General features: G+C 59.8%; 9 protein-coding genes. 6 read left to right on the top strand and 3 right to left on the bottom strand.

Annotation, left to right across the window (positions count from 1 at the left end; all coding sequences use genetic code 11):
- Positions 1 to 83: 83 nt before the first annotated feature.
- Entirely contained in the window at positions 84 to 527 is a 444-nt protein-coding gene (locus BV82_RS12390) for a CopD family copper resistance protein (RefSeq protein WP_010221903.1), read from the bottom strand.
- Positions 528 to 710: 183 nt separating this feature from the next.
- Between BV82_RS12390 and BV82_RS12385 the strand changes: the two genes are divergently transcribed.
- From BV82_RS12385 to BV82_RS12365, 5 genes are all read left to right on the top strand, one after another.
- Positions 711 to 1,136 carry a DUF1810 domain-containing protein gene (locus tag BV82_RS12385; RefSeq protein WP_010221902.1) on the top strand — a complete coding sequence of 142 codons (426 nt, stop codon included), beginning with the start codon at positions 711 to 713 and terminating at the stop codon, positions 1,134 to 1,136.
- A gap of 186 nt (positions 1,137 to 1,322) precedes the next feature.
- A complete protein-coding gene (locus BV82_RS12380; protein ID WP_010221901.1) occupies positions 1,323 to 3,062 on the top strand; it encodes a dipeptidase in 1,740 nt (579 codons plus the stop codon).
- A 45-nt stretch (positions 3,063 to 3,107) separates the two neighbouring features.
- Entirely contained in the window at positions 3,108 to 3,842 is a 735-nt protein-coding gene (locus tag BV82_RS12375) for a hypothetical protein (protein ID WP_244993548.1), read from the top strand.
- A 145-nt stretch (positions 3,843 to 3,987) separates the two neighbouring features.
- On the top strand, positions 3,988 to 6,603 hold the full coding sequence (locus BV82_RS12370; RefSeq protein ID WP_036995894.1) for an autotransporter family protein: 2,616 nt from the start codon (positions 3,988 to 3,990) through the stop codon (positions 6,601 to 6,603).
- Complete coding sequence (locus tag BV82_RS12365; RefSeq protein ID WP_010221897.1) at positions 6,603 to 7,526, top strand: alpha/beta fold hydrolase; 924 nt, start codon at positions 6,603 to 6,605, stop codon at positions 7,524 to 7,526. Before BV82_RS12370 ends, BV82_RS12365 begins: the two co-directional genes overlap by 1 nt.
- Before the next feature lie 128 nt (positions 7,527 to 7,654).
- Here BV82_RS12365 and BV82_RS12360 read toward each other — a convergent pair whose 3' ends face one another.
- Together BV82_RS12360 and BV82_RS12355 are read right to left on the bottom strand one after the other, a co-directional pair.
- A complete protein-coding gene (locus BV82_RS12360; protein ID WP_036995895.1) occupies positions 7,655 to 8,563 on the bottom strand; it encodes a carbohydrate kinase family protein in 909 nt (302 codons plus the stop codon).
- 133 nt (positions 8,564 to 8,696) lie between these two features.
- Positions 8,697 to 10,259 carry a carbohydrate porin gene (locus BV82_RS12355; protein ID WP_036995896.1) on the bottom strand — a complete coding sequence of 521 codons (1,563 nt, stop codon included), beginning with the start codon at positions 10,257 to 10,259 and terminating at the stop codon, positions 8,697 to 8,699.
- Positions 10,260 to 10,428: 169 nt separating this feature from the next.
- Between BV82_RS12355 and BV82_RS12350 the strand changes: the two genes are divergently transcribed.
- The gene (locus BV82_RS12350; protein ID WP_036995943.1) at positions 10,429 to 11,703 is read left to right on the top strand and encodes an ABC transporter substrate-binding protein; all 1,275 of its coding nucleotides are present in this window, start codon (positions 10,429 to 10,431) and stop codon (positions 11,701 to 11,703) included.
- Positions 11,704 to 11,722: the final 19 nt, after the last annotated feature.

Below are 11,722 nucleotides of genomic sequence, written 5' to 3'. Positions count from 1 at the left end.
GGCTCCGAGACAGGCTGCGGAACCTGAGTGTCTGCCCAGAGCGGCCGGGGGGCCTTGATTTGCATCAAGCGCCGTGCGACTGGCTACCAGGTCAGGTAGAACATGGCCTTGGCCAGCACCAGAATCAGCAGCAGATGCGCGAAAACGCTGTGATGAATGAACTTCACCCGGCCGCTGCTCATCTGCCCGGTCCTGAACAGCAGCATGGCAATCAGAAAATGCACCAGTACGCTACCGGCAACGATGACCTTCACCAGCAGCAAGGTGCCGAACGACGAGCTCAGCGGCGCGGCCAGCACCGGCAGGTAACGCTGCCAGACCATCCCCACCCCGGCGCCGAACAGTACCAGCAGCACCCAGGGCATCAACTGCCGGGCGCGCTGGCCGATGGCCTGTTCGAGCAAGAGCATGAGTTTGGCCGGCAGCTGTTTGCGGATGTGCTCCAGGAACAACAGCTCGAAGAACACCGTACCGATGAACATCACTGCGGCGAACAGGTGCAGGGTTAACAGCAGCGGGTAAAGCATCGGGGCCTCGGCGCGAGTGTGGTACTGGGCTGGAGACTAGCGCGGCGGGCAGTAGCCTGCGTTGATGGCAATCAACAAAGCGCAGCCAACGTTCATTGCCGGCCCCCACACAAGAAATGCAATCTGCCCTGCTCTATGCTGACCTGTGTGAGTGCACATTCAACGCTGCAAGGGAGCGACAACATGGCTGATCCCTTCAATCTCTCTCGTTTCGTCGACGCCCAGGAGCCGGTGTATGAGCGGGTTATGCAGGAGCTGCAGGCGGCTCGCAAGACCAGCCACTGGATGTGGTTCATCTTCCCGCAGCTGCGGGGCCTGGGGCACAGCGAAACCGCCGAGCGCTACGCCATCAGCGGCGCCGAGGAAGCCCGGGCTTACCTGCAGCATGAACTGTTGGGGCCACGCCTGGAGCGCTGCGTTGCAACCCTGCTGCAGCACCCGGACAAAAGCGCGTTGCAGATCCTTGGCCACCCCGACGAACTCAAACTGCGATCCTGCCTGACCCTGTTTGCCCGGGTAGCGCCCGAGCCGCTGCTGTTCCAGCGGGCGCTCACGCAATTTTATGACGGCAAGACGGACACCCGGACGTTGGCGCTGCTCGGCGACTGAACAGCAGCCACAGCCGACAAGCTGTCCTCCCCCTGGGTTTTTTGCGTTTCTGCGCCGCTTTTACATTTCTGTGCGACACATCCCACTTCAGGGACTCCCGTACCAGGCCCTCATGGTGGTAGCTTGGAAATGTTTTGTTGCACCTATCCTTTCTCATTATTTGCCTGCAAAGGAATGCCCCCCGCAATGAATTTCGCCCTGAAAAAACTGGCTGCGGCCACCCTGATGCTGGCTGGCCTGGCATCCATCACTTCGCCTGCCCATGCCAACATCACCGCGCAGCAGAGCGCGGCCATTCTCAAGCGCTTCAGCGACGCATCGGTCAAGGATTTCCGTCAGTTCCTCGCCAGTGTGGCGAAAAGCGAACTCGGCAAGGCCGACAAGCTCGACCAGAGCATCGCCGCCTTCCTCGGCAACAAGCAGCTGACAGCTGAACAACAGAACGAAATCCATCGCCTGCTGGGTATCTATGCGCGGGTGAAGTACGGCGATGCGGCCACCCAGACCTTGCGTGAACTGGTAGCCATTCCGACCTTTCGCGTCGACGGTGTTGCCCAGCACGACAACCCCGAGTTCATCAAGATCGCCGACAAGATCAAGGGCCTGGCCCAGGCCTTCAACCTGAACTTCCGTAACATCGACAACCGTGTCTATGAAATCTCCCTGGAAGGCCAAGGCGATGAAGTGGTCGGCATTCATGCCCACGCCGACGTGGTGCCGGTGACGCCGGAGAACTGGGTACTCAAGGACGGCACCCGCCTCGACCCGTTCAAGGTCACCCTGATCGGTGATCGCATGTACGGCCGTGGTACCGAAGACGACAAAAACGGTATCGTCGTGGCGATGTATGCGATGAAGATCATCAAGGAAGAAAAGCTGCCGCTGGCACGCAACTTCAAACTGCTGGTCGACACCACCGAAGAGACCACCGGCGACGCCATCCCCTATTACTTCGAGCGCAACCCGACGCCCAACTACAACCTGGCGCTGGACGGTGGCTACCCGGTGGTGATCGCCGAGAAAGGTTATGGCACGGTCATGGCCAGCTTTGCCCGGCGCGCAGGCGAAGGCAAAGGCGCTGAAATCATCGCGCTGACCGGCGGCCTGGCCACCAACCAGATCCCGTCCACCTCGGTGGCGACCCTGGTGACCGACAAGCCCGCCGAATTGGCTGCCAGCCTGCAAAAAGCCGGCGCTGAGTATGCCAAGGCCAATGGCGGCAACTTCGAGGTAAGCGCCAAGGTCGACGGCAAGGACGTCAAACTGACCGTCACCGGGGTCTCGGCGCACTCCTCGGAGCCGGAGTCCGGGGTCAACCCGGTGGCGCGGATGCTCGACTTCCTCAACAGCCTCGAAGGCAAGGTCGCGCTCAAGCACAACCACATCACCGACGCCGCCCGCTACGCCGCCGACAACTGGGGCCTGGACTACCTGGGGGGCAAGCTGGGAGTCGGTTTCGCGGACACATTCATGGGCCCGCTGACCACCTCGCTGACCTACGTCGGCCTCGACGACAAAGCCTTGAAGCTGGCGGTCAACCTGCGTGTGCCGAAGGGCAAAAGCCCGCAAACCCTGAAGAGTGAAATCGCTGGCAAGCTGGATGCGTGGAGCAAACAGAGCCACATCACACCGACCTTCGACTACTCGATCGCCGAGCCGATGTACCGCAACCCCGAGGGCGAATGGGTCAAGGCGCTGCTGGCAGTCGCCAGCGAGAACCTGGGGATGAAGCACGAGTTCGGCACCTCCGCTGGCGCCACCTCGGTGCATGAACTGCCCAATGGCGTGCAGTTCGGCCTGGCCATGCCCGACGTCAAGTACACCGGGCATAACGACAACGAGTTCAAGACCGTGGAGCAGTTCCTGCTGGACCTGCAAGTCGTGACGGAAATGATGGGGCGTGTGGGGCAGATGCCCAAGCTTTGACGCGCCTGGCAGGCCCGCTGTGGTGGCGGGCCCGCCTTGTTGACGGTGTTGCGCAGTTTCTTCAGCGATGTCGCCGTGCTGCAGGTTATGATCCCCACCCCACCATGGAATGGATCAAACATGCAAAAGACCTCGCCCCGGCCAAGGTTGCTCAGGGCCACACTGTTGGCATTGGCTGCGCTGAGCAGCGCCAGCATCAGTGGCTGCCTGACCAGCGCGCTGTATAAGCCGCGGGCCAGCGATGAAGTCTATACAGAGCAGGTTGGCCAGCTTTATGTCACGGCTGACCAGAAGAGCCTTGTGGTGCTGGGCAAAAAATACCACTACGTCATCCTGGTCGAACCCGAACTGTTGCAGGCGATCCGCTCAGGGCTGCATGCAAAGATGCAGGCTGAGTTTCTGCCGGTCCACGTCGGCATGTTTAAAACCCTGGATGGCGAGTTCGTACTCAAGATTCCCGGGCTTGGGCAACTTGATCCACACGAGCTCAACGAGGCACAAGCGCTGGGCTTCGTTGCGTCGGCGCAGCAGGACGCCCTGCTGCATCGCTACAGAATCCGCGGCAGCCGGTTTGAGTCCGCCAAGGACATCACGGGTTTTCAGGGCAATACGCTGAACAGCACGTACACCCTTCAGGTGTCGGCCTACAGGGAAAAGAGCAAGGTTACCCAGGTACTGCTGACGCCGGTCACCGTCACCGCTGATGGCGTGTTGATGATCCTCGCCGCACCGCTGTTGCCGGTGGCGTTCATGGTGGCTCAACCGTTCCGGGTCAAGTAGCGGTCACGCAATCAAATAATATCATTTTGACATCAACTCATTTACCATCGCCGCGCTCTTCTGCGTGGCCCCACCTTTTTTGTCGCAACGAGGTCCAGCCCCGCACGGAAGCGAAGCACCCAAAACGCCGTTAAAGGAATGAACCGTGACCCCCGTGATGTTTCGCAAGACCCTGCTCGCCCTGGCCGTAACCACCACTGCCCTGCCCGCCTTCGCAGACACTGTCCAGCTGACCAACGCCGGCTTTAAAAGCGAGCACCAGCACTACAGCGGCAATCTCGAGATCACCGGCGCCTACAACGGCCGCAGCGCTGAAGATGCCATCGAACTCAACGGTTCGAGCATCGAGAAAGACCTGATTCTCAATGCCACCATCAACAGCACCGGCGACTTCGCCGGCGGCGTCGACATGGACGTGTGGGAAGGCACGCAGCCGTGGGTCGCCAACAGCGTTGGTGGCGACGTGATCAACAAGGGCAGCATTTCTGCCATTGGTGGCGGCGCCAACGCGCTGATGATCGACCCGGCGAAGATCGGCGGCAGCGTCATCAACGAAGGCCTGCTGTACGCCGAAGGTGCGCCATTGAGCGACGACGGCGGCCGCGATGTCGCCCGCGCCGTGGATTTCTCCGGCTCGTCGGTGATCAACGGCGACCTGCTCAATGCCGCCAGCGGCAAGATCATCGCCAAGGGTGAAGATGCCAAAGGCATCAACCTTGAAGGCGGCGAGATCGTCGGCAAGGTCATCAACCGTGGCCTGATCGAAGTCACCGGCGCAGGCGCCACCGGCATCGACGCCACCACCAGCGGCTCGGGCGCGTACACCGACATGGTCGACCTGGCCGGCATCGAGAACCACGGCACCATCATTGCCAACGGCGACGACGCCGAGGGTATCCGCATCGACGGCGCCAGCTTCACCGGCATGAACAACCACCTGGTCAACACCGGCACCATCCGCGCCGAAGACGCCGCCATCGCCATCGGCTTCAGCGACTTCGACAGCCCGGGCGCCCAGCCCTGGTACAAAGAAGAAGGCGATTTCAACATCTTCAACAGCGGTTCGATCATTTCTGCCGACGAGGCCATCGACGCCTCGGAAAGCAACCGCCCGGTCGAGCTGATCCTGCGCAAAGGCAGCGTGATCGTCGGCAACCTGATCGACCTGAGCAATATCGAGATCGAAGGCGACACCTCGTTCACCGGTACCGACAGCCGGGCTGACGGCGCCAACATTCGTATGAAAGACGGCGGCTGGATCGATGTCGGCAGCGTCAGCGACAACCTGAAAACCACCCTGACCCTCGAAGCCCCGCACACCAGCATCGACGGCAACCTGTACGTCGCCGGCAATTCGGCCCTGGGCCTGAACCTGAGCAGCGCCACCGACGCCAACACGGCCGTGCTCAAGGTCACCGGCACCACCCAGTTCGGCCAGGGCGCCCAGGTGCAACTGGCGGCCAAAGGCGAAGACTTCAACGCCAATGGCAGCACCTACAAACTGATCGAAGCCGGCCAGATTGAGCTGCTGGGCGCCGACGGCGAAAGCGTCGACCCGAACGGCAAACTCAACCTGGTCAGCAGCTCGGCGCTGCTCAAGGTCGACAGCTTCACCGTCGACAACAATCAGGTGGTGGCTGTCGTCACCGGCAAGGGCAAGGAAGAAGTCGAGCAGATCATCACCAACCAGGGTGGTTCGGCCAACAGCCAGAAAGCCTTGGGCAGCCTGACCGCCGACGGCATGATCGGCAAGCTGGCCAACAACGACCCGTTCAAGCAGGCATTGCTCAACGCCGATGAAGCCCAGGTCGCCAAGCTGGCCTCGGAACTGACCCCGGAAACCAACGGCGGCGCGACCCAGGCCGCCACCACCAGCCAGAACCTGGTGAGCAACGTCACCGGCAGCCGCACCAGCTCGCTGCGCGGCGCCTCCTCGGGCGAGGGCTTCAAGGAAGCCGGTGTCTGGGTCCAGTCGCTGTACAGCGATGCCTCGCAAGACCTGCGCGACGGCGTGGCCGGCTACAACGCCTACAGCCGCGGTATCGCCGTGGGTGCCGATGGCAAGCTGAACGACAACCTGACCCTGGGCCTGGCGTACAGCTTCATCAACACCGACGTAAACGGCAAAAGCGGCAACCAGACCGAAGTCGACAGCCATGCCTTTACCCTCTACGGTGGGTTCGAGCAGGGTAACTATTTCGTTGATGCCAGCCTGACCTACGGCTTCAACGACAACGAAAGCAAGCGCAACATTGCCGGCACTCGCGCCAAGGCTGACTACGACAGCGACCTGCTGGGCCTGAACCTGATCGGTGGCTACACCTACCGTATCAACCCGCAGGTACTGCTTGAGCCACGCCTGGCCGCACGCTACAGCCTGGTGAACATCGACGGCTACCGCGAGAAAGGCTCTTCGGCAGCACTGAAGGTCGAAGATCAGCGTTACGAAGCCATCGAGCTGGGTGCCGGCCTGCGTGTGGCGGGCAGCTTCGCCCTGGGCGCCGGTACCCTGGAGCCGCAAGCCAAGCTGATGGCGTATCACGACTTCGCCGCTGACGAAGCGAAAAGCACCTCGACCTTCCTGCTCGGCAGCACGCCGTTCGTGACCAGCGGTGCCAAGGCAGCACGCAACAGCTACGAAGCCGGCGTGGGTGCCGACTACAAGCTGGGCGCGGTGACCCTGGGCGTCAACTACGACTACATCGGCAAGTCGGGCTTCGATGCCGACGTGTTCTCGGCGAAAGTCCGTTACGACTTCTGATGAGCAACCGCCTTGCCGGCCCACGCCCGTGGGCCGGCGTCTGTCGAACCGTGGGGGCGCTGCTGGTCAGCGCCCTTCTCTGTGCCTGCCAATCCTCCTTTCAAACGCTGCAGCAACTGGCTGAACAGCACGGTCGACACCTGGAGGTAGTACCGGGACAGCCATTTCCGCTCGCCATGCTGGCACCACCTGACCAGCGTGCAACCGAGCGTCTGCGGGTGTACCTGGAAGGCGACGGCCATGCCTGGGCCACGGCGACTCAGCCCAGCCTTGATCCGAGCCCGCGCAACCTGCTGGTGGCACGACTGGCGCTTGAGGACCCGACCCCGAATGCCTATCTCGCACGGCCTTGCCAGTTCGTCACCGCAGCAGGCTGTAGCTCTGCGCTGTGGACTGATCGGCGCTTCTCCCAGGAAGTGGTCAGCAGCCTCAGCCAGGCGCTGGACCGGCTCAAACAGCGCTTCGGCAATCGCGAGTTCGAGTTGGTGGGGTATTCGGGCGGCGCGGCGTTGGCGGTGCTGCTGGCCGGGCAACGGGACGATGTCACGCAGATCCAGACCATCGCCGGCAATCTTGATCCAGGCTTATGGGTACAGCTCAAAGGCTTGTCGCCGCTGAACGGTTCGCTGGACCCGATGGCCTATCGGGACCGGGTGAAATCATTGCCCCAGCGGCATCTGCTGGGAGGTCGCGACCAGGTGATTGCGGGTGAGATCGCCGCCAGCTTTCGCGGCAATCTGCGTTCGAGCGACTGCAATCAACGGGTGATCATCCCTGGCGCAACGCATGAGTCAGGCTGGGAAGCTGCGTGGAGGGTTTGGCGAAGCCAGCCGATCGACAGGTGCAACCAACACGGAAACCGCGCTGAGTCGCCGCGTGCTGAAGATCGAGACCCACCGCGGCCGGCCGGTTCAGGAGTATGACGTGCGGAACCGCTGGTTCAACCTGGTCGATCGCTCACCTGTGACTGATGACAAACCCTTCGACGACTAGCCAGCGCAGTTTGTTTATCTTGAATCTGGCCTCCCGCTTGCAGCGCCGGCAACCATGCTCAGGTATGCATTAGCAGCTTCAGTAAACCATCTACATCAGCTAGTGCAGGAGCATGGGCTCCGGCATGACGGCACGATATGGATGCGCAAGCCGCTGAAAATCGCAGGCGCTCTTTCAAGTCTGCGATCCCCAGCATCTGCGCAGCCAGCCAACCCGCCATACAAGCATCTCCTGCTCCTACCGTGTCTTCCACTTCCACGGCAATCGCTGGCTGATCAAGTTGGCTGTCCGGGGTGTGGAGAGTCATCCCGTGTTCCCCTCGGGTAAAAAGGATCTGCGCCTGAGAATTCAGAGCACGCAGCTCATCCATTGCCTGGTATTCGGTCAGCCCTGGATAAATATGCCGGAGGTCTTCGTCGGACAGCTTGATCATGTCAGCAAGGGTGGTCATCGTAGTGAAGGTCTGCTCCCGATAATGGCGATCCATTAACGTGCGCCAATTGGGATCATAGCTAATCCGTTTACCGGCGCCCTTGGCCTCCTGAGCAATTTTAACCAGCCTGTCTGCGAGTGGTTGTCGAGCCAAACTGATGCAACTGAAGTGGCACAGCTCTGCGTGGTTGAGCCATCCTTCGGGCATCTGATCTGGATCGAAAAAAAGATCGGCATCTCCCGCAAAAAAGTAACGTGGAGGACGGCTCGATAGAACAATGGCGACCAAAGGATCTCGATCTACCCGTTGGATGAAGTTCATATCCAGCCCTGCAGCTTTCGACTGCGAGACTATCTCGTCGCCCATTGAATCTTTGCTCACTGCCCCAGCAAAAGCGCTGCTAACACCCAAGCGACCTAGTGCTCGTGCAACGTTCCAAGGAGCACCACCTGGGTAGCCCTTCCACTGTCCAGGGGTGCCTTGGACAAGGTCCGTCAGGGCTTCGCCAAATACTACTGCGCGAGGCAATACCATCGTCATTTCCTCAGTTTTTTATCGTAGGGATAACTGCAGGCTCATCAGCGTTGACCGGTAAACAATGACTCAATACGCAGGGTGAAAAGCCGGGTTTGATGCGTGAAGGCGGGGTGGCCGACACGTTCAAATATTAAAACCAGGTTTCCATCTGTATACCGTATTGCCATACACCTCCGGCGTTGAAGTCCGTCGTGCCGAAGTTGTCTGTGGCGCTGTACCTGTCCAGATCCGAAGACCAGTTCATGAGACTTGCGAACACGCGCAACTCGGGACGTGTGAGAAGGTCTCCAACATCAGGTTTGAATGTCGGGGCAACCGTGAATTTCCAGAAGTTACCGTCGACCGCATTACGTTGCATATAGCCCTTGGGATCGAGGTCCATGGTTTGCCAGCTCATTTCGTAGGCCATCTCGAAATTGCTGTTGATTTCATTGGCCAAGCGCACGTTCAGGGTCATCCAACGGTAGTCGTCACCCTTGACGTATCTGTCCTTGCTTTGTTCGGCCAGCACGCTGGGACCGATGCGCCAGCCAGGTGCAATGGGTGTCTCACCGTAAAGCGCCAGACGCAAAGCGCGGGCATCGTCGATCAGTTCGCCATCCGAGCCGATGTTCTTGACCTCTGCACCCAGACCTTGCCCATAGAGCAGTGCCGTTTTGAAGAAGCCTTCCCTGCCAAGAAAGTTTTTCTGGTGATTGGCCAGCATGCTGTGCAAGCCTGAATCCGCAGGCGTCAGGCCCGCTTCATTGCTGCGGGTGCCAATGTCGTTTTTCTTTGAGCCAATGGCATTGAACATCCACTGCCACTGACCATTATCAAAGAACTGGTTAGAGGTCAGGATGTAGCTTTCCACATCGGCGTTGATACCGCCTTCACTGAAATCCCCGTAGTTACGCCCGATCAAGGAATAATTCGAGCGCCAATGCTTGTTCATCTGCATATCGTAGATTCCACCCCCGGTGCCAGCCAGATAGACGACGTCCGAGTCCAGCCAGTGGATGTCGAAGTTATCCCTGTCGAATCGCTTGCCTGCCCACAGGGTGGCGTTCTCAAACACTGAGTTCCCCTTGAATGCAGCAAGATGGTCGAGCTCTGCAAATACCTGACGCACGTTCAGGTTACTTTCATTGGCCGTCCAGTCATTGGAGCTTTCCACTCCATCGGCGATAGAAACCGTGAATTTGGAACGGGTGCCGTTTTGCGCATAGGCTTCTTTCGAGAGGTCTATGCGCATGTAGGTGTCGTCTTCGTTACCGAGTCGCCCGACGGCCCCGCCGACCGAACCGGCAGGGGTTGTATAAGGGCCACCACGACCACCGCCACGTCCATCGTTGATCAGCAGTCCGGAACGGGCGTAGCCCTTGAAACTGAAGCCGTCAGTAAGGTGTCCGCTGCTGCCCTGCTTCTCCATGCTTTGCTGACGGGCTTCCAATGTTGCAACCCGGGCATCCAACGTGGGCGCCGCAATCGCTGTCGAAGTAGACGCAGGCGGCAAGGTGGGCGTTGCACGTTTGAGCTGCTGCAATTCCCTGGCGAGTGCTTGGGTCTGCTGTTCGGCTGCGGCTGCGCGCTTTTCCGCTGCGCTGGCACGGGCTTCAAACGCGGCCATGCGTTCTTCCAGAGTCGCGGCCTCAGAGGTCGCAGCCGATGTGCCGAGCACACCTGCAAGTAGCCAGCTTGATGCTTTCTGCATGTGGGTTTCCTATCTTGTTTTTATTGTTTGCTCCTGCGACCAGCCCTTTCTACGTGCGTTTCGATTTGTTGCGGTCGACGTAAAAAAAAGGATGCCTCATCGCAAAGACGCTGCTACATTTGGCAATGTTAACGTTAACTTTTTTAAAAACAAAAATAAAGGGTCCGCAATGAAACAGCTGAAATCTGTCCTTCCAGCAGCACTCATTACCCTCTGCGCCGGACTGCCATCCGCCTCGAGCGCAGCAGATTTGACGATTTCGTGCGGTGCGGTGGGTGCGGAATTAGCACTCTGCAAGGAGGCTGTCGAGGCGTGGTCGAAACAGACCGGCAATAACGTCGAGGTGGTTTCCACGCCTAATTCGGCGACCGAGCGGCTGTCGTTCTACCAACAGATCCTCAGTGCGCAGTCCACCGATATCGACATCATCCAAATCGATATGGTGTGGCCGGGGATGCTGGCCAAACACCTGATGGATCTGCGCGAGGTGCTTCCTGCCAACGCTACCCAGGGCTACTTCCAGGCACAGGTGGATAACGCCACAGTGAACGGGCGGCTGGTGACGATGCCATGGTTCACCGACTCGGGCCTGCTGTATTACCGCAAGGACTTGCTCGAGAAGTACAACCAGCAGGTTCCCCAGACCTGGGAGGAAATGACCGCTACCGCCAGGAATATTCAACAGGCCGAGCGCACTGCTGGGAACCCCAATGCCTGGGGTTACATCTTTCAGGGACGCGCCTACGAGGGCCTGACGTGTAACGCGCTGGAGTGGATCAGCAGCCAACCGGACGGCGGACTGGTCAACCCACGCGGTGACATCGTGGTCAACACTCAGGCCTCAAGAGCGGCTTTGACCCTGGCGGAAAGCTGGGTGGGAGACATCTCCCCGCGAGGCGTACTCAACTACACCGAGGAAGAAGGACGTGGCGTATTCCAATCGGGAAATGCGTTGTTCATGCGTAACTGGCCTTATGTCTGGGCCTTGGTACAAAGCCCGGACAGTGCCGTAAAAGACAAGGTCGGGGTCGCCCCCCTGCCCCGTGGAGGCATAACCGGCACCCATGCCTCCACCCTCGGCGGATGGGGCCTGGCAGTATCGCGCTACAGCGCCCATCCCAAACTTGCCGCAGAGTTAGTGAGCTACTTGAGCAGTGCCCAGCAGCAGAAACATCGTGCCCTGGTCGGCGCCTATAACCCGGTTATCGAGTCGCTGTATCAAGATCCCGACCTGCTCGCGGCAATGCCTTATTACAGTCAGCTGCACAGCATTCTCAACGATGGGGTGATGCGCCCCTCCTCAATAACCGCCGATCGCTATCCACGGGTCTCCAATGCGTTCTTCGATCGAGTGCATGGCGTGCTGGCGGGCGAGCAGCCTGTCGATCAGGCGCTGAGCGAACTGGAAGGTGAGCTCACTCGCATCAAACGTCGGAGCTGGTAAGCCACAAGGAAGGAAATCG

Source organism: Pseudomonas donghuensis (genome assembly GCF_000696345.2).
Lineage (GTDB): Bacteria > Pseudomonadota > Gammaproteobacteria > Pseudomonadales > Pseudomonadaceae > Aquipseudomonas > Aquipseudomonas donghuensis.
Note: the sequence above shows the minus strand (reverse complement) of the source record. Positions and strands in the feature narration are given on the sequence as shown.

Excerpts from the sequence above, each read along its gene's own strand:
- BV82_RS12390 (WP_010221903.1), bottom strand. The coding sequence starts at position 527 with ATGCTTTACCCGCTGCTGTTAACCCTGCACCTGTTCGCCGCAGTGATG.
- BV82_RS12385 (WP_010221902.1), top strand. The coding sequence starts at position 711 with ATGGCTGATCCCTTCAATCTCTCTCGTTTCGTCGACGCCCAGGAGCCG.
- BV82_RS12380 (WP_010221901.1), top strand. The coding sequence starts at position 1,323 with ATGAATTTCGCCCTGAAAAAACTGGCTGCGGCCACCCTGATGCTGGCT.
- BV82_RS12365 (WP_010221897.1), top strand. The coding sequence starts at position 6,603 with ATGAGCAACCGCCTTGCCGGCCCACGCCCGTGGGCCGGCGTCTGTCGA.
- BV82_RS12360 (WP_036995895.1), bottom strand. The coding sequence starts at position 8,563 with ATGGTATTGCCTCGCGCAGTAGTATTTGGCGAAGCCCTGACGGACCTT.
- BV82_RS12355 (WP_036995896.1), bottom strand. The coding sequence starts at position 10,259 with ATGCAGAAAGCATCAAGCTGGCTACTTGCAGGTGTGCTCGGCACATCG.
- BV82_RS12350 (WP_036995943.1), top strand. The coding sequence starts at position 10,429 with ATGAAACAGCTGAAATCTGTCCTTCCAGCAGCACTCATTACCCTCTGC.